Annotated in this window: 19 protein-coding genes; 11 read left to right on the top strand and 8 right to left on the bottom strand. The window is 72.5% G+C overall.

Annotation, left to right across the window (positions count from 1 at the left end; translation table 11 throughout):
* The coding region (locus tag ACFVS6_RS40360) for a purine-cytosine permease family protein (RefSeq protein ID WP_389711521.1) at nucleotides 1–1,320 on the bottom strand (1,320 nt) is incomplete at its 3' end.
* A 139-nt stretch (nucleotides 1,321–1,459) separates the two neighbouring features.
* Between ACFVS6_RS40360 and ACFVS6_RS40355 the strand changes: the two genes are divergently transcribed.
* On the top strand, nucleotides 1,460–2,080 hold the full coding sequence (locus tag ACFVS6_RS40355; protein ID WP_389711520.1) for a TetR/AcrR family transcriptional regulator: 621 nt from the start codon (nucleotides 1,460–1,462) through the stop codon (nucleotides 2,078–2,080).
* 114 nt (nucleotides 2,081–2,194) lie between these two features.
* Here the strand turns inward: ACFVS6_RS40355 and adhE are convergent, their stop codons facing one another.
* Complete coding sequence (gene adhE / locus ACFVS6_RS40350; RefSeq protein ID WP_389711519.1) at nucleotides 2,195–4,831, bottom strand: bifunctional acetaldehyde-CoA/alcohol dehydrogenase; 2,637 nt, start codon at nucleotides 4,829–4,831, stop codon at nucleotides 2,195–2,197.
* A 329-nt stretch (nucleotides 4,832–5,160) separates the two neighbouring features.
* On the opposite strand from adhE, the gene ACFVS6_RS40345 reads away from it, so the two are divergent.
* The 7 genes from ACFVS6_RS40345 to ACFVS6_RS40315 all read left to right on the top strand — a co-directional run bounded on the left by ACFVS6_RS40345 (nucleotide 5,161) and on the right by ACFVS6_RS40315 (nucleotide 16,060).
* Nucleotides 5,161–6,024 carry an alpha/beta fold hydrolase gene (locus ACFVS6_RS40345; RefSeq protein ID WP_389711525.1) on the top strand — a complete coding sequence of 288 codons (864 nt, stop codon included), beginning with the start codon at nucleotides 5,161–5,163 and terminating at the stop codon, nucleotides 6,022–6,024.
* Between the two features lie 288 nt (nucleotides 6,025–6,312).
* On the top strand, nucleotides 6,313–6,477 hold the full coding sequence (gene fxsA, locus ACFVS6_RS40340) for an FxSxx-COOH cyclophane-containing RiPP peptide (RefSeq protein ID WP_389711518.1): 165 nt from the start codon (nucleotides 6,313–6,315) through the stop codon (nucleotides 6,475–6,477).
* Nucleotides 6,478–6,506: 29 nt separating this feature from the next.
* The gene (fxsBH, locus tag ACFVS6_RS40335; RefSeq protein WP_389711517.1) at nucleotides 6,507–8,771 is read left to right on the top strand and encodes a radical SAM/SPASM protein FxsBH, inactivated beta-hydroxylase extension form; all 2,265 of its coding nucleotides are present in this window, start codon (nucleotides 6,507–6,509) and stop codon (nucleotides 8,769–8,771) included.
* 92 nt (nucleotides 8,772–8,863) lie between these two features.
* Nucleotides 8,864–9,643 (top strand): aminoglycoside N(3)-acetyltransferase, encoded by a 780-nt coding sequence (locus tag ACFVS6_RS40330; protein ID WP_389711524.1) that lies wholly within the window; start codon nucleotides 8,864–8,866, stop codon nucleotides 9,641–9,643.
* Between the two features lie 43 nt (nucleotides 9,644–9,686).
* Nucleotides 9,687–11,108: a TIR-like protein FxsC gene (locus ACFVS6_RS40325; RefSeq protein ID WP_389711523.1), complete on the top strand. Its 1,422-nt coding sequence runs from the start codon at nucleotides 9,687–9,689 to the stop codon at nucleotides 11,106–11,108.
* Nucleotides 11,092–15,078, top strand: a complete 3,987-nt coding sequence (gene fxsT, locus ACFVS6_RS40320; RefSeq protein ID WP_389711516.1) for an FxSxx-COOH system tetratricopeptide repeat protein — start codon at nucleotides 11,092–11,094, stop codon at nucleotides 15,076–15,078. The genes ACFVS6_RS40325 and fxsT overlap by 17 nt, the downstream gene beginning before the upstream one ends.
* A gap of 85 nt (nucleotides 15,079–15,163) precedes the next feature.
* Nucleotides 15,164–16,060, top strand: a complete 897-nt coding sequence (locus ACFVS6_RS40315) for a DUF4231 domain-containing protein (RefSeq protein WP_389711522.1) — start codon at nucleotides 15,164–15,166, stop codon at nucleotides 16,058–16,060.
* Nucleotides 16,061–16,088: 28 nt separating this feature from the next.
* Here the strand turns inward: ACFVS6_RS40315 and ACFVS6_RS40310 are convergent, their stop codons facing one another.
* From ACFVS6_RS40310 to ACFVS6_RS40295, 4 genes are all read right to left on the bottom strand, one after another.
* A complete protein-coding gene (locus tag ACFVS6_RS40310) occupies nucleotides 16,089–16,568 on the bottom strand; it encodes a hypothetical protein (protein ID WP_389711515.1) in 480 nt (159 codons plus the stop codon).
* A gap of 105 nt (nucleotides 16,569–16,673) precedes the next feature.
* Nucleotides 16,674–17,567 carry a S1 family peptidase gene (locus ACFVS6_RS40305; protein ID WP_389711514.1) on the bottom strand — a complete coding sequence of 298 codons (894 nt, stop codon included), beginning with the start codon at nucleotides 17,565–17,567 and terminating at the stop codon, nucleotides 16,674–16,676.
* Nucleotides 17,568–17,735: 168 nt separating this feature from the next.
* The gene (locus ACFVS6_RS40300) at nucleotides 17,736–18,551 is read right to left on the bottom strand and encodes a hypothetical protein (protein ID WP_389711513.1); all 816 of its coding nucleotides are present in this window, start codon (nucleotides 18,549–18,551) and stop codon (nucleotides 17,736–17,738) included.
* Nucleotides 18,552–18,669: 118 nt separating this feature from the next.
* A complete protein-coding gene (locus ACFVS6_RS40295) occupies nucleotides 18,670–20,061 on the bottom strand; it encodes a DUF5685 family protein (protein WP_389711512.1) in 1,392 nt (463 codons plus the stop codon).
* Nucleotides 20,062–20,347: 286 nt separating this feature from the next.
* Between ACFVS6_RS40295 and ACFVS6_RS40290 the strand changes: the two genes are divergently transcribed.
* Nucleotides 20,348–20,806, top strand: coding sequence for a cell division protein SepF (locus ACFVS6_RS40290; RefSeq protein WP_281209923.1), 459 nt, complete (start codon nucleotides 20,348–20,350; stop codon nucleotides 20,804–20,806).
* Nucleotides 20,807–20,815: 9 nt separating this feature from the next.
* Here ACFVS6_RS40290 and ACFVS6_RS40285 read toward each other — a convergent pair whose 3' ends face one another.
* Together ACFVS6_RS40285 and ACFVS6_RS40280 are read right to left on the bottom strand one after the other, a co-directional pair.
* Complete coding sequence (locus ACFVS6_RS40285; protein WP_389711511.1) at nucleotides 20,816–22,018, bottom strand: acyl-CoA dehydrogenase family protein; 1,203 nt, start codon at nucleotides 22,016–22,018, stop codon at nucleotides 20,816–20,818.
* Nucleotides 22,019–22,115: 97 nt separating this feature from the next.
* Nucleotides 22,116–23,828, bottom strand: coding sequence for an MFS transporter (locus ACFVS6_RS40280; protein ID WP_389711510.1), 1,713 nt, complete (start codon nucleotides 23,826–23,828; stop codon nucleotides 22,116–22,118).
* A gap of 306 nt (nucleotides 23,829–24,134) precedes the next feature.
* Here ACFVS6_RS40280 and ACFVS6_RS40275 point away from each other — a divergent pair, with 306 nt between their 5' ends.
* Complete coding sequence (locus tag ACFVS6_RS40275; RefSeq protein ID WP_389711509.1) at nucleotides 24,135–25,292, top strand: glycosyltransferase family 39 protein; 1,158 nt, start codon at nucleotides 24,135–24,137, stop codon at nucleotides 25,290–25,292.
* A gap of 282 nt (nucleotides 25,293–25,574) precedes the next feature.
* On the top strand, nucleotides 25,575–26,571 hold a 997-nt coding region (locus tag ACFVS6_RS40270), incomplete at its 3' end, for a phosphatase PAP2 family protein (protein ID WP_389711508.1).

The raw sequence follows: 26,571 nt of genomic DNA, 5'->3' as shown, positions 1-26,571 counted from the left end.
GCCCAGCAGGGTGAGGTCGGCGCCGCCGAGCGGGGCCACCAGCGGCCCGGTCCAGAGGGCGGAGTCGCAGGTCAGGGCGGAGAAGGTGATGCCGGCGAGGAGGGCGGCGAGGCCCGCCGGGTGGTAGCCGGAGCGGTACCAGTAGGCGCCCTCGCTTCCGGCGTGCAGCGCTTCGGCGTCGTAGTGGCAGCGGCGCAGCAGCATGTCGGCGAGGAAGACCCCGCCCCAGGGCGCGAACACGATGATCAACAGGGAGAGGAAGGAGAGCAGGGAGGTGGTGAAGTCGGTGAGGAAGAGGGCCGCCAGGGAGCCCGCGGCGGTGACGGCGGCGCTGATGACGATGGCGCGGGAGCGGCTCCAGGGGATGCCGAGGACCTGGAGGTTCAGGCTGGAGGAGTAGAGCGTGATGATCGAGTTGGTGACGGAGCCACCGAGCACGAGGGCCAGGAAAAGGGGCTGGAACCAGCCGGGCAGCAGGCTTTCGGCCCCTGCGACGGCGTCGGTCATGTCGGTCTGCGTGGCCGCGGCGACGCCCGCGATGCCCAGGGCCACGGAGGAGACGAAGCCGCCCAGCGCGCCCATCCAGGTGATCGACTTCAGCGAGGTCGTCCGGGGCAGGTAGCGGGTGTAGTCGGCGGGCATGGGCAGGTACGAGAACGGTCCTGCGAGCATGACGACGAAGGCGAGGCTCCACCCGGACAGGCCGGGGGCCGAGGCCGGGGCGGAGGTGTCGGCGCCGGGCAGCACGAAGAGCAGCAGGACGCCGAACCCGGCGGCCAGCACGTAGGCCATCCACCGCTCGGCGAACTGCACGGTGGCGTGTCCCCACATGGCGACGGCGAAGGTCAGCGCGAGGGTGACGGTGAGCGCCAGGGCGCGGACCGCGGTCCCGCCGCCGAGGCCCACCTCGGCGAGGAAGACCTCCAGGGCCAGCGTCCCGACGACGGTGTTGACGATGGTGTAGCCGATGCTCACCACCCAGTTCAGCACCCCGGCGGGGAAGTTCCCGCGGACCCCGAAGGCGGCGCGGGAGATGACCAGGGTGGCGGTGCCGGTGCGGATGCCGCTGAGGCCGGCGGCGCTGATCGCGAAGAAGGACAGGCCGCTGATCACGACCACGGCGGTGGCCTGCAGGAAGGACAGGCCGAAGGCCACGGCGAGGGCGCCGTTGATCACGTAGGTGAAGGTGAGGTTGGAGCCGAACCAGAGCCAGAAGAGGTCCTTGGCGCTGCCGTGCCGCTCGGCGTCGGGGATGGGATCGATCCCGTGGGTCTCGACCCGGAACACCTCGTCGACGTCGACGCTCTCCTGCTGTCTCATGACGGGCCCCTGACTCGACTACGAACCTTGAATGACGTTCTAAGTTCTTGAATGGCATTCAAGATGCGCGCTGGACGGCGGCCCCGTCAAGACCCTGTCCGGGATAAGGTCGGGCCAGGAAGATCAGGAAGGCGGACCGGTGGCGGGAGCGACACGGCGGCGCGACGGGCGGATCGCCCAGGAGCGGATGCTGGAAGAGGCCATGACGGCGATCGCCGAGGACGGCCTGGCCTCGCTCACCATGTCCGCGCTCGCCGAGCGGCTCGGCACCAGCGGCGGCCACATCCTGTACTACTTCGGCAGCAAGGACCGGCTCCTGCTGGAGGCCCTGCGCTGGAGTGAGGCCCAACTGGGCCTGGAGCGCGCAGAACTGATGAACCGTCGAGTCACCGTCCAGCGCAAGCTCACCCTCTTCGTGGAGCTGTACCTGCCGCTCGGCCCGCGCGACCCCCGCTGGACCCTGTGGATCGAACTGTGGGCCCGCACCGCCTCGAACGAGCCGCTGAAGGCCGCCCAGGAGGAGATCGACGAGGGCTGGCAGCGGGACCTGGAGGCGCTGCTGGCCAAGGGCGTGGAGCAGGGCCGCTTCGCCCCCCTGGACGTGCCCGCCCGGGCCTCGGAGCTGCTCGCCCTGCTGGACGGGCTGAGCACCCGCGTGGTGCTGGGCCAGCGCGGCGCCGACCGGGCCACCGCCCTGGAACGGGCCCGCTCGGCGACGGCCCTGCTGATCCCGACCCCGCTCCGGGTCCCTCCGGCGTAGACCGGCACCGCTCCGCGCCGTCCCGCCCCGCTCCGGCGGGCTGCCCCGGCGGCACGCGGAAGGGCCCGCCCGGGTCCTGCCGGCCCGGGCGGGCCCTCGTGCGGTGGGCGCGGGCTACTCCCGCTCGCCCGCGGGCCCACCGGCCGGGGCGCCCTCGGCGTTGCCGTAGTAGGCCTGCCGCATGAGCTGCTTCATGTCGTCGATCATCGGCATCCGCGGGTTGGCGGGCGCGCACTGGTCGGCGTAGGCGTTCATGGCCTGGACCGGGAGGGCCAGGGCGAAGGCCTCCTCGTCCACGCCCTCCTCCGCGAAGGAGGCGGGGATCCCGCACCGGGTGCGCAGTTCCTCGACGGCCCGGGCGTAGGACTCGACGCCCTCGGCCGGGGTCGCGGCCGGCAGCCCGAGCATCCCGGCGATCTCCTGGAACCGCTCCGGGGCCCGGTAGACCTCGGCCTTCGGCCACGGGGTGGCCTTGTGCGAGACGGTGCCGTTGTGCCGGATCACGTGGGGCAGCAGGATCGCGTTGGTCCGACCGTGGGCGACCTTGAAGGTGTTGCCCAGGGTGTGGGCCATGGCGTGCACCAGGCCCAGGAAGGCGTTGGCGAAGGCCATGCCCGCGACCGTCGAGGCGTTGTGCATCTTCTCGCGGGCCTCGGGGTCGTTCGGCCCGTCGACGACGCACCGCTGGAGGTTCTCGAAGATCAGCTTGATGGCCTGGAGGCAGAGGCCGTCGGTGTAGTCGTTGGAGTACGCGGACACGTACGCCTCGGTGGCGTGCGTCAGGGCGTCGAAGCCGGAGTCCGCCGTCACGGTGGGCGGCAGCCCCATGGACAGGACCGGGTCGACGATGGCGACGTTCGGGGTGAGCGCGTAGTCGGCCAGCGGGTACTTCTGGGCGGCGGCCGGGTCGGAGATGACCGCGAAGGGGGTGACCTCGGAGCCGGTGCCGGAGGTGGTCGGGATGGCGACCATCCGCGCCTTCTCCCCGAGGGAGGGGAACTTGTAGGCGCGCTTGCGGACGTCGAAGAACTTCTCCTTGGTGTCCCCGAACTCGACCTCGGGTCGTTCGTACATCAGCCACATGATCTTCGCGGCGTCCATCGGCGAGCCGCCGCCGAGGCCGATGATCGTGTCGGGCCGGAAGTCGCGCATCATGGCCGCGCCTGCGCGGACGGTGTCGAGCTCCGGGTTGGGTTCGACGTTGTCGATGACCTGGATGGCGACGGCACCCTCGCGGGCTCCCAGGATGTCGGTGACCTTCTGCACGAAACCGAGCTCGACCATGGTCCTGTCCGTGACGATCGAGACCCTGCCGATGCCCTCCATCTCGCCGAGGTAGCGGATGGAGTTGCGCTCGAAGTAGATCTTCGGCGGGACCTTGAACCACTGCATGTTGTTGTTGCGCCGTCCGATCCGCTTGACGTTGATCAGGTTCACCGCGGTGACGTTGTTGGACACCGAGTTGTGGCCGTAGGAGCCGCAGCCGAGGGTGAGCGAGGGGAGGAAGGCGTTGTAGACGTCGCCGATGCCGCCGAAGGTGGAGGGCGAGTTGGCGATGACGCGGACCGCCTTGACCTTGCGGCCGAACTCCTCGACGAGGGCCTCGTCCTCGGCGTGGATGGCGGCGCTGTGCCCCAGTCCGTGGAACTCGACCATCGCGGCGGCCAGTTCGAGGCCGTGCGCGGTGTCGGAGGCCTTGAGGGCGGCCAGTACCGGGGAGAGCTTCTCGCGGGTCAGCGGCTCCCCCTCGCCGACCTCGTCGCATTCGGCGAGGAGGATCGAGGTGCCCTCGGGGACGGTGAACCCCGCCTGCTCGGCGATCCATTCCGGGGACCGGCCGACGACCGCCGCGTTGAGCTTGGCGCCCGAGCAGTTGGCGGCGTGGGCCGTCGTGCCGAAGACGAACTGCTCCAGCTTGGTCTTCTCGGCGGCGGTCACCACGTGCGCGCCGAGCCGCTTGAACTCGGCGAGGCCCTGCTCGTAGATCTCCGCGTCCAGGATGACGGCCTGTTCGGAGGCGCAGATCATGCCGTTGTCGAAGGCCTTGGAGAGCACGATGTCGTGGATCGCCCGGCCCAGCTTGGCGCTCTTGTGGACGTACGCCGGGACGTTGCCCGCGCCGACGCCCAGGGCCGGCTTCCCGCAGGAGTAGGCGGCCTTGACCATCGCGTTGCCGCCGGTGGCCAGGATGGTGGAGACGCCCGGGTGGTTCATGAGGGCGGCGGTGGCCTCCATCGAGGGGACGGTCACCCACTGGACGCAGTCCTGCGGGGCGCCGGCGGCGACGGCCGCGTCCCGGACGACGCGGGCGGCCTCGGCGGAGCAGTTCTGCGCGGAGGGGTGGAAGGCGAAGATGATCGGGTTGCGGGTCTTCAGGGCGATCAGCGCCTTGAAGATCGTGGTCGAGGTCGGGTTGGTGACCGGGGTCATCGCGCAGACGACGCCGACGGGTTCGGCGATCTCGGTGATGCCGTTCAGCTCGTCGCGGCGGATGACGCCCGCGGTCTTCAGGCCGCGCATGGAGTTGACCACGTGCTCGCAGGCGAAGAGGTTCTTGACCGCCTTGTCCTCGAAGAGGCCCCGTCCGGTCTCCTCGACGGCGAGCTTCGCGAGGTCGCCGTGTCGGCCCAGCGCGGCGAGGGAGGCCTTCTTGACGATGTGGTCGACCTGCTCCTGGTTGAACGACTCGAACCGGCCGAGCGCCGCGAGCGCTCCCTGGACCAGTCCGTCGACCATCTCGTTGGCCCGCATGGCAGGACTCCTTCATTTCGACCTTTTCCTGATGTCTCAATTCGACACCCGAAAGCGGAAGCGGTGGCGCCGAAAAAGCCCTGTCCGGGCGGGCCGAAGGACCGTTCACGCCCGTTCACTCCCCCTCCTGCACGCTCGCGACCTGCGGATATGGCCGGGGACCAAAGACCTCTGCGCGCTTGTGAAAACTTTCACAAGAATTTCGCGCGGAGTGCGCCCTATCGCGTTCCCCGGCGGAAGAGCACAATCGGCCTGACCGACAGCCCGCGCCGATGTGAGGGAGGGAGCGCGTGCGCCAAGAGGTGCGCACCGCGGACGGACGCGTCCTGATGACGGAACGCTGGGGCGACCCGGACGGCAAGCCCGTCTTCCTGCTCCACGGAACCCCCGGCAGCCGGCTGGGCCCCGCCCCCCGGGGCATGGTCCTCTATCAGCGGCGGACGCAGCTCATCGCCTACGACAGACCCGGCTACGGCGGCTCCGACCGCAGACGGGGCCGCACCGTCGCCGACGTGGCCGAGGACGTCGCCGCCATCGCCGACGCCCTGGGCCTGGACACCTTCACCGTGGCCGGCCGCTCGGGCGGCGCCCCCGGCGCCCTGGCCTGCGCCGCGCTGCTCCCCGACCGGGTCACCCGCACCGCCGCCCTGGTCCCCCTCGCCCCCCGTGACGCGGAGGACCTGGACTGGTTCGAGGGAATGGCCGCCTCGAACGTACGGGAGTACACCACCGCCTCCGACGACCCCGAGGAACTGGCCGCCCGGCTGATCCCGCGCGCCGACGGCATCCGCAGGGACCCCGGACGGCTGCTCGACGAACTGCGCCGGGAGCTGACCGACAACGACCGCATGATCGTCTCGGACGCGGGGCTGCGGGCGATGCTGCTGCGCAACTACCGCGAGGGCCTGCGCACCTCCGCCTGGGGCTGGATCGACGACGCCCTCGCCTTCAGCGGCCCCTGGGGCTTCGACCCCGCCGACATCCGCTGCCCGGTGCTCCTGTGGCACGGGGAGCTCGACGTGTTCTCCCCCGTGGGCCACTCCCGCTGGCTGGCCAGGCGCATCCCCGGGGCCACCACCAGCATCGACCCGGCCGCCGCGCACTTCGCGGCGCTGCGCGCGCTGCCCGACGTACTGACCTGGCTGCTGCGCGACCTGCCCGCACCCCCGCTCGACGCCCGCCGGCCGGCCTGAGCCGACGCCGGTCCGACCCGCCCGGGCCGACGCCGACCGGCGGGAGGAATCCGCGTCGGAGGGCGCCCGCGCCGCTCCGGGGCCGCGCCGAAAGAAAAGGATCTTGCCGTGGGGCAAACGGCCGAATACCCCTTCCCGAGAAATGCGCCACGCTTTCCATAGAACGCTTGACCAGGCGTCATGTCTCGGTTGCCATTGGGGTGTGGCCGAGTAAAGTCCACGCTTGACAGCAGCAACGCGCTGAGGTCTTCCCCGCCCATTTCACATGGCCTCCCCGAGGACGGTGTCGTGAACACTTCCGCAACCCCCCCGACCAGCACGAACAGGGACCGCCGCGTCCCGCTCGCGCGGATCGACGTCCGCAGCGCTGCCGCCGCCGCGGCGCTCGGTCGGGTGCTTCCGTCGGAATCCGGTCGTCACGCCCAGGCACCGATCTTCAACTCTGCGCTCTGACGCGGAAGTACGCGCTCTAGACTGGCGGAATGACCGGCCTGATCGCATTTCGCGAGATCGTCCTGAAGGTTCACAGCAGATGCGATCTCGCTTGTGATCATTGCTACGTCTACGAACACGCAGATCAGAGCTGGCGGGCCCGTCCGAAGGTGATCTCCCCCGGGGTCATTTCCCGGACCGCGTCACGGCTCGCCGAACATGCCCGTGACCATGCCCTCCCCTCCGTCACGGTGATCCTCCACGGAGGGGAACCCCTGTTGGCGGGCACCGCCCGACTCCGCCTCGTGTGCGAGGAGTTCACCCGCGCGCTCGCCGGGACGGCCGCGCTCGACCTGCGGATCCACACCAACGGGCTCCAGCTCGGCACCCGTTGCCTGGACCTCTTCGCCGAGTACGACGTCCGGGTCGGCATCTCCCTCGACGGGGACCGCGCCGCCAACGACCGCCACCGCCGCTTCGCCGACGGCCGTACGAGCCACCCGCTGGTCCTCGCCGCGGTCGACCTGCTCCGGTCCGAGCCCTACCGCCGGCTCTACCAGGGCCTGTTGTGCACGGTCGACGTGGCCAACGACCCCGTCGCCGTCCTGGACGCGCTGATCGAGCTGGAGCCGCCCCGGGTGGACTTCCTGCTCCCGCACGCCACCTGGGCCGCCCCGCCGGCCCGACCCGACGGCGCCCCCGACGCGTACGCGCGCTGGCTGCTGCGGGTCTTCGACCACTGGGACCGGCTGGGGCGACCGGTACCCGTACGGCTCTTCGAGTCCCTGCTGTCCACCCTGCGCGGCGGACCCAGCCTCACCGAGTCCCTCGGGCTCGCGCCGACCGACCTCGTCGTCGTGGAGACCGACGGCACCCTGGAGCAGGTCGACTCCCTCAAGAGCGCCTACGAGGGCGCCGCCGCCACCGGGTTCAACGTCTTCGACCACTCCCTCGACGAGGTCGCCGCCCACCCCGGCGTACGGGCCCGGCAGCTGGGCCTCGCCGGCGTCAGCGACACGTGCCGCCGCTGCCCGGTCGTACGTTCGTGCGGCGGCGGCCTCTACACCCACCGCTACCGGGAGGACGCGGCCGACGGGCCGGGCTTCGACCACCCCTCCGTCTACTGTTCCGACCTGCGCGAGCTCGTCGACGGGGTGGCGGGACGGACCGCGGTCCGCGAGAGCGCCCCCGAGCTCGCCGACCCCGCGGAACTCGCCCGGTCCCAGGCGGAACTGACCCGGATCCTGCTGGCCCGGCTGCACGAGGACCTCGCCGCCGACCCCGAATGGCTGCGCGCGTGGGATTCGCTGTCCGGGGTCGAGGCCGCCGGGGAGGCGGGCGCGAACGCCCTGGACTCCGTACTGGACCACCCGTTCACCCGCACCTGGGTGCTCGCCGCCCTCGACGCGGCCCGGGACACGCGCCCGGACGGCCCCCGGGCCGCCCGCCGGCTCGCCGCGCTGACGGCAGCCGCCGTGCTGCGGGGCGGGCTCGCCCTGCCCGCCGAGGTCGTCCACCGGGACGGCGAGGTGTACCTGCCGACACTGGGCCTGCTCCGGCTCGGGGAGCCCGGTACGGACGGGACGGCCGCCCTGCGCGTCACGGACGAGGGCTACGCCGCCCGGGACGGCCGCGCCGAGCACCGCTTCGGCCCGGGCACGGGCGACGCCCGTTGGTTCCCCGTACGGACCTGGTCCCCGGACCCGGACGCGGCCCCGGTGGCCCTGGAGGACCTCGATCCGCACCGCGACTGCTTCACCCGCCCGCCCAGGCTCCGCCTCGGCGCCGGGGAGGCCGACGCGTGGCGGGCCCGCCTCGACGCGGCCCGGGCGCTGCTGCACCGCACCGTCCCCGGGTTCGCCCGGGCCGCGGGCGCCGGGCTGAGCACGCTGACCCCGCTGGCCGGCGGGCCGCGGGCCGGCAGCTGGGGCGAGGCCGGGCGGCACGGGCCCGGTGCGCTCGGCGTCCCGTACGGCGCCGGGGTGCGGGAGACGGCCCTGGCCCTGCTGACCGGCGGGCGCCGGGCCCGGCTGCGGGAACTGACCGAGGTGGCCGACCTCTACGCGCTGGACGGGGCCTGGCAGCACCCCTCGCCGTGGCGGGAGCGTCCGGTACCGGTGTCCCGGCTGCTGGCGGACGTGTACGAGCGGGTCGCCGTCGAGGCGTACCGGCGGGCCACGGCCACCCACGAGCCGGACGGCGCGGACCGCATCCAGCGGGCGCTGGACCGGCTGTCGGGGGCGGCCGAGCTGACGGTGACCGGCAAGCGGCTGGTGGAGGAGCTGCACTGGGAGTTGAAGGCGGTCGACGCGTGACCTCCCCCGCGGCCCCGGCCCGATCCGGAGCCGCCGCGGCCCCCGACGCCGCACCCACCGACGCCACCGTCACGCCCCGCACCCCCGGCCCGCTGACGCTCGCGGCGCAGCTGCGGCTGCTGGGCGTACGTCCCCGCACGCGGCTGCTGGTGCACGCGGCGCTGGGCGGCACCGGGCTGCGCGCCGGGACGCTGCGCGACGCCCTGATCGGGCTCCTCGGCCCGCACGGCACCCTGGTGGTGCCGACGTTCACCCCGGAGAACTCGCTGACCTCGGCCGCGCACCGGGCGCGCGTCGCCGGGTTGGACGAGCCGGGGGTGCGGGCCTTCCGTGCCCGGATGCCCGCGTTCGACCCGGAGCGCACGCCGAGCCAGGGCATGGGCGCATTCGCCGAGGCCGTCCGCACCGCGCCGGGCGCCGCGCGCAGCGACCATCCGCAGACCTCCTTCGCCGCGCTCGGCGCGGGCGCGCGCGACCTGTGTTCCGGGCACCGGCTCGAAAACCACCTCGGCGAGGAGTCGCCCCTGGGAAAGCTGTGCTGGGAGGGAGGTCAGGTACTGATGATCAATGTGGGCTTTTCCGCCTGCACCGCCTTCCACCTCGCGGAGTACCGAATTCCGAAGCCCCCCTTGCGCATGTACGACTGTGTGGTGAAGGTGAACCTTCCGGGGGGAATCGGTGGTCAGCAGGGGGGAGAGTGGACCACCTTCGAGGACGTCGCACTGGACGACAGTGATTTCGCCGTGATCGGCAGCGCATTCCCGGATTCCCGGGTGCGCAGGGGGCGGGTGGGAGGGGCTCCGGCCACGCTCTTCTCCATTCCGGATGCCGTCGATCACGCAATGGACTGGATGACCGAAAACAGACGCTGATTGACTGAACGATGAGGGGATGTGGCGAAGCAGCTCCGGAATGATGTTTCTTCGCTCGCATCTTCGGGACGGGGGTCGTGTGCCCGCATCAGTGCAGCCGTATTTTTTTCTCAGTTATGCGCATACACCGAGGTTCGGGGCCGGTGGCCCCGACCCCGACATGTGGGTCGAGCGGCTCTTCCGCGATCTCAGCGGCCACGTCATGGCACTGACCGATCTGCCCGCCGGATCCGACGCCGGCTTCATGGACCGGGAGATACGCAGCGGGGAGGGCTGGTCGGAACGGCTCGGGGCGGCGCTCGCCACCTGCCGGGTCTTCGTCCCGCTGTTCTCCCCGCGCTACTTCGCGAGCGAGATGTGCGGGAAGGAGTGGTTCGCCTTCGCGCAGCGCGCCATCCAGCACGGCGCGGTCAGCAACGAGCGGGCCGAGGCCATCGTGCCCGCGCTGTGGGTGCCCGTCCCGCCCTCACAACTGCCCGGCCCGGCCGAGCGGTTGCAGTTCAACCACAACACCTTCGGCGAGCGCTACGTCACCGACGGGCTGTACGGGCTGATCAAGCTGCGCGGGTACGCCGAGCAGTACGAACGGGCCGTCTACGAGTTGGCCAAGCGGATCGTCCGGGTGGCCGAGACCGTCCGCCTCGAACCCGTCCGGCCCCTGGACTACCGGGTGGTGCCCAGCGCCTTCGGTCCCACCGGCAGCCCGGCCCGCACGCTCCACGTGACCGTGGCCGCCGCCTCCCGGCACGACCTGCCCGACGGCCGCAGCCCCGAGTACTACGGGGAGAGCGCGCTGGACTGGAACCCGTACCACCCGGTGTCGCAGCGGCCCATCGCCTACGTGGCCGAGGACCTGGTCAAGAACCTCAACTACCGCACCACCATGTCGTCCTTCGACGACGAGGCGGGCCACTTCGACAGCAAGCAGCCGCCGACCCGGCCGGAGATCCTCATCGTCGACCGCTGGGCGGTGGAGGACGAGCACCGTCGCCGGCGCCTGGCCGCCTTCGACCAGGAGTCCCGGCCGTGGATCAACGTGGTCGTGCCCTGGAACCGCTACGACCACCAGGGCCGGGCCAAGGAGGCCGAGCTGGCCCGGCGGCTGGAGGAGACCCTGCCCGTCAAGATGGGCCAGGGACGGGCCGCCTGCCGGGCCGCCGCGAACGGGGTGGCCAACATCGAGACCCTCGGCCAGATCCTGCCGCAGGTGGTCGAGGCCGCCGCCCAGCAGTTCCTCAGACACGCGCAGGTGTACCTCCCGGCCGGGAGCACCCCCACCGAACGCCCGCGACTGCTGGGTCCGATGGGGATGGCCGGCCCGCCCCTGCCGCCGCCCGCCCCCTTCCCGCCGGACGCCCACGGGCGGCCCGGGGGGCGGCACGGACCCGAAGGACACGAAGGACGCGCAGGACACGACGACCCACACGACACCGACCGGGGGGACGCGGATGACAGCGAGTCGTGACAACCGAGACGGACGCATCGTCACCTTCTATTCGTACAAGGGCGGCACCGGCCGGACCATGGCGCTGGCGAACACCGCCTGGATCCTCGCCGCGAACGGCAAGCGGGTGCTCGCCGTCGACTGGGACCTGGAGGCCCCCGGCCTGCACCGCTTCTTCCACCCCTTCCTGGACCCCTCCACGCTCGGGGCCACGACCGGGGTCATCGACCTGATCAGCGAGTACGCGTGGGCCGCCACCAGCCCGGTGCAGCGGCCCGACGACTGGCACAAGGACTACGCCCGCATCCAGCCGCACGCCGTCTCCCTCACCCCGGAGAACCTGGGCTGGGAGTTCCCCGACGGCGGCACCCTCGACTTCGTCTCGGCGGGCCGGCAGAACCGCGAGTACTCGGCGACCGTCTCCACCTTCGACTGGGACAACTTCTACGACCGGCTCGGCGGCGGCCTCTTCTTCGACGCCTTACGCGCGGACATGAAGCGGAACTACGACTACGTCCTGATCGACAGCCGCACCGGACTGTCCGACATCGCCGACATCTGCACCGTCCACCTCCCCGACGTGCTGGTCGACTGCTTCACCCTCTCCGACCAGTCCATGGACGGCGCCGCCTCCGTCGCCCGGCAGATCGACGAACGCTTCAACGACCGGGGCATCAAGATCTACCCGGTGCCCATGCGCATCGACGAGGGCGAGAAGGAGAAGGCCGACGCGGGCCGCGCCCTGGCCCGGATCAAGTTCGACCGCTTCCCGAACGGCCTCCTGGGCGACGAACTCACCTCGTACTGGGGAGCGGTGGAGATCCCCTACCGCCCCTACTACGCCTACGAGGAGACCCTGGCCACCTTCGGCGACGAGGCCGGGCTCACCAACTCGCTGCTCTCGGCCTTCGAGCGGCTCACCACGGTGGTCACCGAGGGCGACGTCACCTCCATGCCGGCCGTGGGCGAGGAGGTCCGGCTGCGCATCAGGGACGCCTTCACCCGGCGGCGCCCGGCCCTGCCCGCCGACCTGTTCCTGTCCTACGTCGCCGAGAACCGGATGTGGGCCGACTGGATCGAGTCCGTACTCACCCGGGCCGGTTTCCGGGTCGTCCCCCGGGACGTGTCCGCCGAGCGGGCCCCCGCCCCCGCCGCGGCCGGCGCCGGCGACACCCTGGGCGGGACGGGCATCGGCGTCGACACGGCGGCCCGGACCGTGGTGCTGCTCTCCAGCGCCTACCTCAAGTCGGCGCGGGCGGTCGACGTGTGGAACCGGGCCGCCGCCGAGGACCCGACGGGGGGCCGGCGGCAGTTGGTGCCGCTGCGGGTGGGCGACGTACGCCTCGCGACGCCGTACATCGACCGCAACCCGGTGGACCTGTTCCGCCTCGACGAGGTCCACGCGGCGACCGCCCTGCTGCGGGCCCTGGAGCGGCCGATGGCACTGCCGGACGGCGTCGCCGGCGCCTCCCACCCGGGGCCCCGCTTCCCGGGGACCGTCCCGAAGATCTGGAACGCGCCGCCCCGCAACCCCGGCTTCACCGGCCGCAGCATCGTCCTGGAGCGGATGCGCGACCAACTGGGCGGCGGCATGGCCGTGGTGCTGCCGCAGCCGCAGACCCTGTACGGGCTCGGCGGCGTCGGCAAGACGCAGGTCGCGTTGGAGTACGTCCACCGGTTCATGGCCGACTACGACCTGGTCTGGTGGATCTCCTCGGAGCAGACCGACGACGTCGTCGCGGCCCTCGCGGAGCTGGCGGTGCGGCTCGGCGCGCAGACCGGCGAGGACATGTCCGCGGCGTCCCAGGAGGCGATCGACCTGCTCCGCCGCGGGGTTCCGTCGGCGCGCTGGCTGCTCGTCTTCGACAACGCGGACGACCCCGAGACGCTCAAGCGGTTCTTCCCGCCGGGCGGCCCGGGGCACGTCCTGGTGACCTCCCGCAACCAGTCCTGGTCGCAGTACGGGGACGCCCTGCCGGTGGACGTGTTCCTGCGCGAGGAGTCCATCGAGCACCTCCAGCGCCGGGCCCCGGGCCTGTCCAAGGACGACGCCGAGCAGGTGGCCGTCGCCGTCGGCGACCTGCCGTTGGCCGTGGAGCAGGCGGGCGCCTGGATCGCGGAGACCGCGACGCCGGTGTCCGCGTACCTGGAGCAGTTGGCCCAACAGGCGGCCCGCGTGCTCGGGTTGAACCAGCCGCCCGGCTACCCGGAGCCGGTGGCCGCGACCTGGAACGTGTCGATCGAGCGGCTCCAGTCCCGCTCCCCCGCCGCGGTACGGCTGTTGCAGCTGTGCGCCTTCTTCGCGCCGGAGCCGATCTCGGCGAACCTGCTGTACAGCAAGGAGATGATCGACGCGCTCAAGCCGTACGACGCCTCGCTCCAGGAGAAGCTGGTGCTCGGCCGGGTGATCCGGGAGATCGGCCGGTTCGCGATGGCCAAGGTCGACCAGGTGAGCAACAGCATCCAGGTGCACCGCCTCGTGCAGGCGGTGATCCGGGCGCAGTTGACGGAGGAGGAGCAGCGGGAGGCGCGGCACGCGGTGCACCGGATCCTGGCGGGTGCCCGGCCCGACGACGACGAGCCGATAGACAATCCGGAGACGTGGCCGCGGTTCAACACCATCTGGCCGCACCTGAGCCCGTCGGAGGCCCGGTTCTGCAAGGAGCCGGAGACGCGCCGGCTGCTGATCGACCGGGTCCGGTACCTGTGGAAGCGCGGTGACTTCAAGGCCGCGTACGCGCTGGGCGAGGAGCTGCGCGACACCTGGAAGGAGACCCTCGGCAACGACGACCTCCAGTACCTGTACCTGCGCTTCCACCTGTCGAACATCCTGCGGTCGCAGGGTCGTTTCGTGGAGGCGAAGGAACTCGACGAGGTGACGCTGGAACGGCAGCGGACGGCGTTGGGCCCCTCGCACCCGCACACGTACATGACGACCAGCGGCCTGGCGATGGACCTGGGCGCGCTCGGCCGGTACGGGGAGGCGATGGAGCTGGCGACGGCGGCGCACGAGGGGTTCGGGCAGATCTTCCACGAGGCGCACCCGCGCACCCTGGCGGCCGCGAACAACCTGGCGCTGAACCTGCGCATGATCGGGCAGTACGCGCGGGCCCGGGAGATCGACCAGGAGGTCTTCGACCGGCGCACGGAGGTGTTGGGCACGGACCACCCGTACACCCTGTCCTCGGCGCAGAACCTGGCCCGGGACCTGCGCGAGGTGGGCCGGTACGAGGACTCGGTGCAATTGCTGGGCCGGACGTACGAGATCTACAAGCGACAGCTGGGCCGGGCCTTCCCGGGGACGCTGTCGGCGGCGAAGAACCTGGCGGTGTCGCTGCGGCGGGCGGGCGAGCTGGAGGACGCGCTGCGGCTGACGACCGCGACCCGGGCCCGGTACCGGGCCAAGTACACCTCGGTCAACCCGGACCTGCTGGCCTGCGAGCTGAACCTGGCCGCCGACCTGTTCGCGACGGGTGACCCGGGCGCGGCCCGGGACCTGGCGCAGGAGGTGGTGGACGAGTACATGAAGGTGCCCGGCGAGCGGCACCCGTACACCCTGGCCGCGGCCAACAACCTGGCGGTCTTCCACTGGGGCACGGGGGCGGCGGAGACGGCCGAGTCGATGCTGCGGCTGACGATCCGGCACATGCGCGACGTACTGGGCGACAACCACCCGCACACCATCTTCGCCCACCTCAACCTGGCGAACGCGCGGGCGGACCTCGGTGATCCGGAGGGCGCCCTGGAGCTGGAGCGGCTCTCGGTGCTGCGTCTGCGCGAGGCCTTGGGGGCGCACCACCCGGAGACCCTGGCGAGCGCGTCGAACATGGCGGTGAGCCTGGACATGATGGGCCGCAAGGAGGAGGCGGCCCGGGTACGGGCGGAGGCGGTGGCCGAGCTGACCCGGCTGCTCGGGGAGGACCACGGTCTGACCCGGTACGCCCGTGACGAGCGGCGGGTCCACCGGGACCTGGAGCCGCTCGCCGTGTGATCCGACGGAGGGCGGCGGGGGCTCCGCGGCCGCGGGGCCCCCGCCGTCCGCCACCCGACAGCAGGGGGGCGCTGTGACCGACAGCATGACCTTTCGCAACGAGGACCTGCCGGCCCTCTTCCACCACACCGATCAGGCGGCGATCTCCCGGCAGCGGGAGTCCGTGAAGGCCACGCGCGCGCAGCTGCTGCTGCTGGTCGCGGCCGCGGGGGCCGCCGCCCTTCCGGCCGGGCCCGCCGCGGGTCCGCTGCACCTGTTCGGGGCGCTGAGCACGCTGGCGTACGCGGGGGTGCTGGCCGTGGGCGTGCGGGCGACGCGGCGGCGGGCCCGGCCGCAGTGGCAGCTGAACCGCAGCGCGGCCGAGTTCATCAAGTCGCTGGCCTGGCGGTACGCCGTGCACGGGGCGCCGTTCGGCAAGGAGACCGAGGAGGTGGAGGCCGTGTACCGCACGCGGCTGGAGGCGGGTCTGGCCGAACTCCGCAAGATGGGCTGGCAGGATCCGCGGGCCTCGGGTCCGGTGCCGGAGGGCGCCGAGATCACGGGGGCGATGCAGCGGCTGCGCGGGATGGACTACCAGGTCCGTCGGGAGACGTACGTGCGGGACCGGTTGATCGAGCAGCGCACCTGGTACCGGCGCAGGACGGAGGTGTCGCGGCGGGCGACCAGGGTGTGGTCGTGGACGATCGTGCTGCTGACCTGCCTCGCCCTGCTGTTCGCCCTCTTCGGGGCGTTGGGCTCGGGTCCGGGGCCGCGGCTGACGGCGCTGTTGAGCGCGGCGGCGGCGGCCGGGATCGCGTGGAACGAGGTGCGGCGCCACCATCCGCTGATCGAGGCGCACACCCTGATCGAGCAGGACCTGTCGGCGATGATGGTCGTGATGCAGACGACGATCACCGAGGCGCAGTGGCCGTCCAGCGTGTACGAGACGGAGCGGTACGTGTCCCCGCAGCACACCGACTGGTTGGCACGGCACAGCAGTTGAGGCGCGGTCCGGGGCGGGGTCGCGCGGCTCAGTCCCGGGCCACGCCCTCGCGCCAGATGACGGTGACGGGTTTGCCGAGGGCCCGGGCGTAGGCGACGATCTCGGCGGTGCCGCCGTGCCCGCGGGCGGGCAGGCCGTCCCAGACGGCGACGAGTCGGTCGCAGGAGTCGGCGATCCAGGTGCCGGCGGCGTAGTAGGCCTCGTCGGTGGAGCGGGGGAAGGCCATCCGGACCTCCTGGGTGGCGCGCAGGCGCAGGCGCCGGTAGCCGGCGAGGGCGTCCGCGTCGTCGAAGGTCTCCTCGTAGTCGCCGCTGGGGATCACGACGGTGAGGTCGGCCCCGCGTTCCAGGGCGATGTCGGCGAAGAGCTGGTCGGCTCCGTCGGCGAGGCTGGAGAGCGCCTCCAGGGGCCCCTCGTGTTCCGCCAGCACCGCTCGCAGGCCGTCCCGGACGTGTCCGAGCGCCTCGGTCGGGATCGCCCGGTGTCCGGTCACGCCGATGCGCTTCATGTGGAAACCTGCATGCGGCAAACCTGCCTCCCCCAAGGACACGGGCACCTGGACATCCTCCCAGAAGGCGGGAGGACGTCCAGGGGCGCGACGGGGGCGCGTGGGTCAGTAGACGCTGACCCCGTAGGCGTTCAGGGCTTCCACGACGGGCTGGAAGTAGGTGGTACCGCCCGAGGAGCAGTTGCCGCTGCCGCCGGAGGTGAGGCCGACCGCGCGGGTGCCGGAGTAGAGCGGGCCGCCGCTGTCACCGGGTTCGGCGCAGACGTTGGTCTTGATCATGCCGTAGACCACGTCGCCGCCGCCGTAGTTGACGGTGGCGTTGAGGCCGGTGACCTTGCCGCTGTGGATGCCGGTGGTGGAGCCGCGCCGGGTGACGGACAGGTTGACGGTGGCGTTGATCGCGCTGGTGATGTCCTGGCTGCCGACGGTGCCGGGCGGGACGGGCGAGTTGCTCGCGTACTTGATCAGGCCGTAGTCGTTGGTCGGGAAGCTGGAGCCGGTGGTGGAGCCGAGCACGTTGGTCTTGGCGGAGTTGGTCCACCAGGTGCCGGCGCCGTCGGTGCAGTGACCGGCGGTGAGGGCGTAGTAGTTGCTGCCGCTGCGCACGTTGAAGCCGAGGGAGCAGCGCCAGCTGGAGGCGTAGATGGCGTCGCCGCCGGAGGCGAGCTTGGTCAGCTTGCCCGGGGTGCGTTCGATGCGCAGGGCGCGGGCGTCGGATCCGGCCTCGCGACGGAGTCTGGCCAGGTCGGCGGCGCTGACGGTGGAGTCGGCGGTGACGACGAGGGTGCCGGTGGCGGTGTCGGTGTGCCATGCGGTGCCCGCGACGTCGGCCCGCAGGACGGAGGCCTCGGCGGCGGCGAGGCGGGCTGCGCTGAAGCCGTTGTCGGTGGGTTCGGGCGCGGCGGCGCCGGCGGTCGTGGGGGCGGCGAGTACTCCTACGGCGGCCAGGCCGGTGGCCACCGCGAGCAGCCTGACACGGGTGATGCGGTTGATCCTCACTGCACGTCCTCCCGGAAGGGGGTCGGGGGCCCGGCGGTCGTGGGGGTGCCGGAGCCCGTGAGCGGCGGTGGGGGCAGGGCGTGCGGGTGGGGTCGCACCCCGCACACTTTCGCCGTGCCCCTGACAAGTCCGCCGAATGACGCTGACGGGAGTGTCATGGCGTCGGATTCAGGCGACAAGGGCGTCTTTCGGCCTCCGACCGCCCGCCCCGCCCGCGAAGGGCCGGGTGTTGCCCGGGAGCGGGAAGGGGCGGACGAAGTGTTCGGAGAAGGCGCGCGGCGGGAGCGGAGCCCGGTCGAGGTCGCCGGCCGCACTCCCGTCGGCGGCCGGGATCCCGGGCCGCGGGAAACGGGAGCGGCGGCCGGCGCGACCGCCGGCGACGCCCCCGGAAACGGCCCGGGGACGGCGGTCGTCACCGCCACCGGACACCTGCCGGGCGGACGGACCCCCCTCGTACGGGAACATCGACCCGCCCCTGGGTCCGGGGCCGCGCCCGCGCCCGTCTGCGTTCGCCACCTGGACGGTCCTTTCCGCGCCGCACGGCGCGAAGCGACCGGGCGGCGCGGGCACGGGGGCGTGGGCGGCGGCCCCGATCCCGGCGAAGGCCCGCCGGGCGGGCGGGTCGGGGTCGCGGGCGCGTACGGCCCGCTCCCCCTCCCGGCGGATCACGACGAGCCGTACGTCGCCGGCGGAGATCCGGGACCCGGCGGGCCCGCCCCCGTCGGCGACGCGGACGACTTCCCCCGCGAAGGGGTCACCGTCGGGAGCGCGGCCGTCCCCGGCCACGACGCTCGACGGAACGCCGCCGCCGGTGGGGCGCCGGCGTCCCGGAACGGCCGGAATTCGACCTTCCGGGTGCCCGGTCCCCGCCTCGGGGAGCCGGTGGGAACCGGTCGCCGCCGGGGGGCCGTGGGGCCCGGAAACGGCGGCCGTCCGGCGCTCGTGCCACTCCCGCCGGGCCGCGGCGGCGTCGTCGTCACTCATGCCGCTCACCCCTTCCACACGGGCCGGGGCGGGAATCCCCCGGTACTCCGTCCGGGTCCAAGGGAACTGACGCGGCCTCAGGAAGGGTTCGCCCCGGCGTCGCCGGGCCGACAGGTCGTCAGCAGTCGCACCCGCAGCAGTTGCAGTCGCAGCACCCGCCGTCGCCGCCGCTGCCACCGCTCCCGCCGCCCGAGCCGCCCGTGGGCGAGGAGTTCGGTCGGCAGCAGTCGCAGCATTCGCAGGCGTCGCACCACGGGTCACGCTTCTTGCGCGACCAAGGTCCCTCGTGCTCGGTGCAGCAGATCTGGCAGGTGCAGAACAGCCCGATGGCCACGGCGCAGCCCGCCAGCAATCCGCGGCGCGGCTTCTGCCCGGAGGGGCCGCCGTGACCGCCACCGCCACCGTGACCGCCGTGACCGCCACCGCCGCCCGGCCCCCACGGGCCGCCGGGGCCCGCCGGCGGCGGCCCGACCGGCCCGCCGGGCGCGGGCTGCTGCCCGTACGGGTTGCCGCCCGCGCCGCCGTACGGACCGCCCTGGCCGTACGGGCCGCCCGAGTACGGGCCGCCCGCGTAGGGCCCGCCCTGGCCGTACGGGCCGCCCTGGGGCTGCCCGGGACCGGGGCCCGCGGCGTTCTCCACGCCGTGCCGGCAGGTGCCGGTCCCGAAGGCCCGGTCGACCGAGGTGCGCAGTTCGTGCACCAGCAGCCGGTGCGCGAGCCCCGAGTCGGCGAACTCGACCTCGTCCAGCGACAGCCGTATCCCGTGCAGCGCGTCGTCGCACAGCCGGCGGGCCTCGGCCAGGGAGGTCCCGGTCGCGGTGAGGGGGTTCCAGGCGCCCGCGGCGGCGTCGGCGGCCCGGTCCTCGACGGCGTCCAGCAGGTGCGCGAGCCGCCCGAAGTACCGGCCGGCCTCGGCGAGCGCGGATCCGTTGCCTGGCCGCCCGGCGAGGATGGCGGTATGCGCGAACGCGGCCGCCGTCGCGGTCTCCGTCGGCTCGGTCACCACCAGCACGGAGGTGCCGAGCCCGGCCAGGGTCTCGATGCCGCCCTGCCGGTCCACCGCGTCGACGAGGACCGCCGTGTCGAAGCCGAGCGAGGCGCCGGTGCGGGCGCCCGCCCGGTCCCAGCCGCGGGCCACCTTGCGCGCGGCGAGGGCGATCGGGGCGCGGGCCAACAGCCCGTCCCGGTCGGCCACGTGGTCGCGCACCTTCGCGGACGCCAGTACGAGCGAGACGGCGGCCGCGAGCCGCGCCCCCTCGCCGTTCGCCACCGCAGCGGTCCGCATGCCGCGCAGCGGGCAGGGGCCCGCCGTGCGCCTGGCGCCGGGCAGCGGACCCGACTGAGCCTCCGTCAGAACGGAGACGAGCAGCCCGTCGTAGTTGGTGACGATGCGTGCGAACTGTCCGTGGTCACCACGAAGTGCCAGACAGAGCCCACAAAGATGGGCCATCCACTCCGTTTTGAACCGCTCGCCGAGCCGGTGCGTGCAAGGTCTGACAATGCCGAACAATCCGCTTCCCCCGTGTGTGATCCGCACTCTTCCCGGGCATGGTATCCAGCCAGGTCGTTCACCCGTACGCCCCAAGGGCTCACCCGGACGGCGGCAGCGGTCGTATTTTCACTCAGACAGCAGCGGCAGCCGCCCGGAATCCTTGACCGTGCAACGGATGTTCTGCACCAGTCCCGTCACGAAACCCCTGCGCGGCGACTATCCACTTGGCGCGTTGTCAGCATCATGGACGACCATAGGGGCAACGGGGAAGAAGACAGACTGGCCACGGTGAAAGGAGGCGTCCATGGGTTCGGTACGCAAGGCGAGTGCCTGGTTGGGTCTCGTTGAGGACAGCGACGACGAGCGGTACTACGACGACGACTACGCGGAGGCGGTGGAGCGCCAGCAGGGCTCGGTCTCCGGCCCCGGCGACCAGTGGGTCACCGATCCCCGCGTGAAGGTCGCCTCGGAGTCGGCCGTCGAGCAGGGCCGGCGGATCGCGACCGTGACGCCGGACGGCTTCCGTGACGCCCGCGGCATCGGCGAGCTGTTCCGCGAGGGCGTCCCGGTCATCGTGAACCTGTCGTCGATGGACCCGGGCGACGCGAAGCGGGTCGTCGACTTCGCGGCGGGCCTGACCTTCGGGCTGCGCGGTTCGATCGAGCGGGTGGCGACCAGGGTCTTCCTCCTGACCCCGGCCGACACCCAGATCGTCAACGGTGAGGCGGGCGGCCGCTCGCGCGACTTCTTCAACCAGAGCTGAGCGGGGCCCTCACCGGAAGGCGTCGAGCCCGGTGAGCGCCTTGCCCAGCACCAGCTGGTGCATTTCCACGGTGCCCTCGTAGGTGAGCACCGATTCGAGGTTGGTGGCGTGCCTCATCACGGGATATTCGAGCGAGATCCCGTTGGCACCCAGGATGGTCCGCGCGGTCCGACAGATATCGATGGCCTCGCGGACGTTGTTGAGCTTGCCGAAACTGATCTGCTCCGGCCGCAGCGTGCCCGCGTCCATGCGTCGCCCCAGGTGGTGGGCGAGCAGGATGCCCTTGTGGAGTTCCAGTGCCATGTCCGCGAGCTTGGCCTGGGTGAGCTGGAACCCGCCGATCGGCCGGCCGAACTGCTCCCGCGTCCTCGCGTAGTCGAGCGCGGACTCGAAGCTGGCGCGCGCCGCGCCCATGGAACCCCAGACGATCCCGTACCGCGCGTGACTGAGGCAGCCCAGCGGTCCCTTGAGCCCGGTGACGCCGGGGAGCACCGCGTCCGCGGGCAGACGTACGTCGTCCATGACGAGTTCGCTGGTCACCGAGGCCCGCAGGGACCACTTGTGCTTGATCTCCGGAGCGGAGAAACCGGCCGCGTCCGTGGGTACGGCGAAACCGCGGATCCCCTCGTCGGTCTGCGCCCAGACCACGGCGACGGCGGCCACCGATCCGTTGGTGATCCACATCTTGCGACCGTTCAGCACCCAGTCGGTGCCGTCCCGCTTCGCGTACGTGCGCATGGCCGCGGGGTCGGAGCCCACGTCGGGTTCGGTCAGTCCGAAGCAGCCGATCAGCTCACCGGCCGCCATTCCGGGCAGCCAGCGCTGCTTCTGCTCCTCGGACCCGTACTTCCAGATCGCGTACATGGCCAGTGAACCCTGCACGGAGACCAGCGAGCGGATCCCGGAGTCGGCGGCCTCCAGTTCCAGGCAGGCCAGGCCGTACTGGACGGCGCTGGCGCCGGCGCACCCGTACCCCTCCAGGGACATGCCGAGGGCGCCGATGGAACCGAGTTCGCGGGCGAGCTCGCGGATGCCGGGGAGCTCGCCGTCCTCGTACCACTGCGCGATGTGCGGCAGGACCCGGTCGGCGGCCCAGGAGCGGACGGTGTCGCGGACGGCGAGGTCCTCGGGGCCGAGCAGCTCGTCGAGGCCGAGCGGATCGGTGGGGACGAAGGGGGTCCTCGGCACTGAGGACGCAGACGAGGCGGACAAGAGGGGCCTCCCGGCAGGCACGTGGGCGAAACCTAGCAGTGCAAGTTTGTCGCCGGTCGGGCCCCGGGTCCACCCCCGGCTTTCCGGGGGCGTGCCGTCAGGCGGTGCGGCCGGGCCGCCCGCCGACGGCCGGGTCGCGGTCGGACGTGGCCGGGCCGGGGATCCGCGCGCCGGCGGACCCGCCCGGGGCCGTCGACTGCGCGGGCAGACGTACGGACCGCTCCGCTCCGGTTTCGGCGTCGTCGACCGGCTCGGTGTTGTCCATGGTGCGCGGCAGCTTCAGCGCCATGACGGCGCCCGCCAGCAGCAGGGCGGCACTGACGACGAGGGTGACGTGCAGTCCGTGCACGAACGAGTGCCGGGCCGCGGCGTACAGCGACTCCCCCGCCGGACCGCCGAGCCGGGCCGCGATCTGGTAGGCCTCGCCGAGGGAGTGCGCGGCTCCCGCCGAGTCGGTGGCGGAGACGCCGGGGACCCCGTGGAGGCCGGGCGCGTAGGCGGCGTTCATCACGCTGCCGAGCAGGGCGATGCCCATGCCCGCGCCGAGCTGGTACGAGGTCTCGCCTATGGAGGCCGCGCCGCCGGCGGTGGCCGACGGGGCCTCGCTCAGCATGGACTCGTAGGCGGCGAACAGGGTGGTCTGGAGGCCGAAGCCGAGCAGGATGAAGCCGACGGTCAGCAGGACGGGCCGGTCCTGCTGGCCCATGAGCGTCAGCAGCAGGACGGCGGCGGCGGTGAGCACGAAGCCCAGCGAGACCATCGTGCGGGGGCCGACCCGCTGGAGGGTGTACGAGCCGGTGGCGCCTGCGGCCATGGCGGCGAAGGTGAGCGGCAGCAGCCGCAGGCCGGTCTCCAGCGGACTGAGGTGCAGCACCAGCTGGAGGTACTGGACCGCGATCAGTTCGAGGCCGACCAGCGCGAGCATGGCCAGCACGATGCAGCCGACGGACGTGGAGAACGCGGCCCGGGAGAACATCCGCATGTCGATCAGCGGGTGCTCGCGCCGCTTCTGGCGGCGCACGAAGAGGATGAGCAGGGCCACGCCGACGGCCAGCGGGACCAGTGCCCCGGGGTCGGCGAGGTGTCGCTCCGCGCCGATCCGCTTGACGCCGAGCACCGAGCCGAGCACGCCGGCGGCGGCCATCAGCGCGCCCAGGACGTCCCAGGGGCCGTCGGCGGAGCCCTTGGACTCGGGCAGCAGCCAGCGGCCGAGCGGCAGGATCAGCGCCATCAGCGGAATGTTGATCAGGAAGACGGAGCCCCACCAGAAGTGCTGGACGAGGAATCCGCCGAGCACGGGTCCGCCGGCCGCGCCGATCGCCGCGACGGCGGTCCAGATGCCGATGGCCAGCGCCCGCTCGCGCCGGTCGGGGAAGACCTGGCGCAGGATCGACAGCGTGGCCGGCATGATCATCGCGCCGCCGATGCCGAGCAGTGCGCGCGCGGCGATCAGGACCTGGGCGCTGTCGGCGAAGGCGGCGATGGCGGAGGCGACGCCGAAGAGCGCGTAGCCGAGGAGCAGGATCCGGCGGCGGCCGACGCGGTCACCGAGGGTGCCGAAGAGGATCAGGAGCGCGGCGCAGACCAGGGGGTAGGCGTCGACGATCCACAGGAGCTCGATCGCGCCGGGGCGCAGGTCCTCCGTGACCGCGGGGACGGCCACGTGCAGGATCGTCGCGTCGAGCGCGACGAGCACGAGGCTGACGCACAGGACCGCGAGGACCAACCAGCGGTTCGCCCCGCCCGAGGCCGCGCTGAGCCGCTGCCGGAAGGAGAGGGTCCTGTCGCCGGTCATGTGCGTGCCCGACATGCATGTACCTCCCAGGTGATCCCTCACACTCGGCGGACCTGCGTCGTCGGCCCGCCGCGGGTGGTGCGCTTGCGGCGTCCAACGGGGTCCGGCATCGACACGCGAGTGAACGGTCAGCGTACGCGAGTTCGCGTGTCCGACACGTGGTCAAGCTCTCACCTCGGCGACGGCCGGCCTGTGGTGTGCGCCACTCCGTCCGATCCCCCCTTTCCTCCGGGTACACGCCCGTTCACCATCCGTGGTTCCGGCCGGCGGATGCGGCCGGGCGGGGAGGGCGCCGGGAGCCGGGCCCGCGAGACTGTCCGTGTGAACGACACGCCCGTGACCCCCGAGAACGATGCGACCGACGCGCCCCCCGGGCTCTCCCCGCTGCGGCGGGTCGCCCCCGCGCTGGCCGCTTTCGCGGCCGTCCGCCTGCTCGGCCTCGCCGTCCTCGCCGGCTGGGGGGCGGTGGCGGGCAGCAGTCCCCACAAGCTGCTCTCGGCCCGCTGGGATTCGCTGTGGTACGCCCGGATCGCCGCCGAGGGGTACGGGTACGAGGTGGCCCTGCCGAACGGGGACGTCCACTCCAACCTGGCGTTCTTCCCTCTCCTGCCCTGGCTGGAGCGGCTGGTGGCGGCCGTCACGGGGCTCTCGTACGGGTCGGCGGGGCTGGTCGTCTCGGTGGTGGCGGGGTTCGCCGCCGCCTGGGGGATCTTCGCGGTGGCCGACCTGCTCCTCGGGCGCAGGGCCGGGATCCTCGCGGTGGCGCTCTGGGCGGCGCTGCCCGTAGCCGTCGTGCAGTCCATGGCGTACAGCGAGGCCCTGTTCACGGCGCTGGCCGCCTGGGCGCTGTACGGGGTGCTGCGCGGGCACTGGATCACGGCCGGCCTGCTCGCGGCGGGCGCCGGGCTGACCCGCCCGGTCGGCGCCGCCGTCGTCGCGGCCCTGTGGGTGGGGGCCGCCCTGGCGTGGCGTCGAGGCGAAGGGTCCTGGCGGACGGCCGCCGGGGTGCTGCTGGCTCCGCTGGGGGCGGCCGCGTACGTGCTGTGGGTGGGGCACCGCACCGGCGGCGGGCTGCTGGGGTACCTGGACGTGCAGGCCGGGTGGGGCAACGGCTTCGACGGGGGCTGGGCCTTCGCCCGGTTCATCGGGGAGCGGCTCGCCTCCTCCGCGTTCCTCGCCGGCGTGGGACTGATCGCCGGAGTGCTGCTGGTGCTGTGGCTGTACCGGTCGTGCGTCCGGCAGGGGCAGCCCGCCGTGTTGCTCGTGTACTGCGGGATCGTCGTGGCGCTGGCGCTGTGCGCCTCCGGGTACTTCGGTTCCAAGCCCCGGCTCCTGCTGCCGGCGTTCCCGCTGCTGCTGCCGGTGGCGGCGGCCCTCGGCCGGTGGGGGACGCGGCGGGCGGCGGCGGTGCTGGGCGTGCTGGCCGCGTGCTCGGCGGTGTACGGAGCCTTCTGGCTCAACGGGTCGGGACCTCCGTAGGACCGCCGCCGGACGGCCGGCGGGCCGCCCCGCAGGACGCGATCACGGAACGGATCATTCCAATCCATGATTGGGCAAAGGAATTGACCAGCGGCAATAAGGGTCGGGTAAGTATGCAGATAATTACGCCGCCGGAGTCGCGGGAGTTGAATCCCGGGAGTTCCAACCGGAGCCACAATAACGGGAATTAAGTACTGCGTGAGACGCACTCCACATCACATGGTCATCACAAAGCCCGCGATTCGACCGGGCTGCCCTTCGACGCGCGGTAACGTCGATTGAGTGCGTACCGACCAATTGCTGACCCGTCTGGAGCCGGTGTTCGCCCGGCTGGACCGGGAACCAGAGCGACCGGCTCATCTGCAAACTCCGCGGATGAGCCGGCACCGCGTCGTGCTCCTCGCCTCGACCCTCGCGTTCTACCTGGCGATCGTCGTGGCGGTGCTGATGACGTCCTGGCTCGTCCGGCTGGACTGGCAGATCATGTTCTTCCGGCCCTACGAGCAGTGGCCGCAGTTGCACGCCTTCCTCGACTACCTCGTCGTACTCGGCCAGCGCGGGCCCACCGCGGTGATGGTCGCGGCCTGGCTCGGCTGGCGCTCCTGGCGCCAGCACACGCTGCGCCCGTTGATCACGCTCGGCGTGGCCCTGCTGCTGCTGAACATCACCGTCGGCGCCGTCAAGCTCGGCCTCGGCCGGCTCGGCCCCCACTACGCCACCCGGATCGGCTCCGCCGAGCTCTTCGCGGGCGGCGATATATTTCCTTCCGGCCACACCGCCAATGCCGTCGTGACCTGGGGAATCCTGGCCTACCTGGCTTCCACCACGGTCACCCGGCGGGTGCTGTCCATCGTGTCCGCGGTGGTCTCGCTGAGCGTCGGGGCCACCACCGTGTACCTCGGCACCCACTGGGTCTCCGACGTCCTGCTCGGCTGGACCGCCGGCCTCCTGATCATGCTGGCGCTGCCCTGGTTCGAGCCGCTCATCGCCCGCGCCGAGGCCTACGTCTTCGAGCTGCGCGAGATGCTCCGGCGCCGGCTGGAGGAGGGCCGGATCTCCGAGCCCGTCGCGGCCGCGCTCACCCCGCTGCTCTCCGCGGGCGGCAAGTGGCGGCCCCGCCGCGCCGCCGGGGCCGGCGCCCCGGCGCCCGCGCCGGTCGACGTGTCGCCCCCAACCGCCGCGCCCTCCCCACCGCTGCGGCCCGCGGCGCACGGGCCGGGCCCGCCGCCCCTGGTCCGCTCCGAGCGGACCCCGGTCACCCAGGGAGGCTGCGGGCGAC

It is taken from the genome of Streptomyces sp. NPDC057939, assembly GCF_042887545.1.
Classification (GTDB): domain Bacteria; phylum Actinomycetota; class Actinomycetes; order Streptomycetales; family Streptomycetaceae; genus Streptomyces.
This window is presented reverse-complemented; position numbering and strand designations above follow the sequence as displayed.

Coding starts and splice junctions, on each gene's coding strand:
- adhE (WP_389711519.1), bottom strand. CDS start 4,831: ATGCGGGCCAACGAGATGGTCGACGGACTGGTCCAGGGAGCGCTCGCG.
- ACFVS6_RS40345 (WP_389711525.1), top strand. CDS start 5,161: ATGACGGAACGCTGGGGCGACCCGGACGGCAAGCCCGTCTTCCTGCTC.
- fxsBH (WP_389711517.1), top strand. CDS start 6,507: ATGACCGGCCTGATCGCATTTCGCGAGATCGTCCTGAAGGTTCACAGC.
- ACFVS6_RS40325 (WP_389711523.1), top strand. CDS start 9,687: ATGTTTCTTCGCTCGCATCTTCGGGACGGGGGTCGTGTGCCCGCATCA.
- fxsT (WP_389711516.1), top strand. CDS start 11,092: ATGACAGCGAGTCGTGACAACCGAGACGGACGCATCGTCACCTTCTAT.
- ACFVS6_RS40315 (WP_389711522.1), top strand. CDS start 15,164: ATGACCTTTCGCAACGAGGACCTGCCGGCCCTCTTCCACCACACCGAT.
- ACFVS6_RS40310 (WP_389711515.1), bottom strand. CDS start 16,568: ATGAAGCGCATCGGCGTGACCGGACACCGGGCGATCCCGACCGAGGCG.
- ACFVS6_RS40300 (WP_389711513.1), bottom strand. CDS start 18,551: ATGAGTGACGACGACGCCGCCGCGGCCCGGCGGGAGTGGCACGAGCGC.
- ACFVS6_RS40290 (WP_281209923.1), top strand. CDS start 20,348: ATGGGTTCGGTACGCAAGGCGAGTGCCTGGTTGGGTCTCGTTGAGGAC.
- ACFVS6_RS40280 (WP_389711510.1), bottom strand. CDS start 23,828: ATGTCGGGCACGCACATGACCGGCGACAGGACCCTCTCCTTCCGGCAG.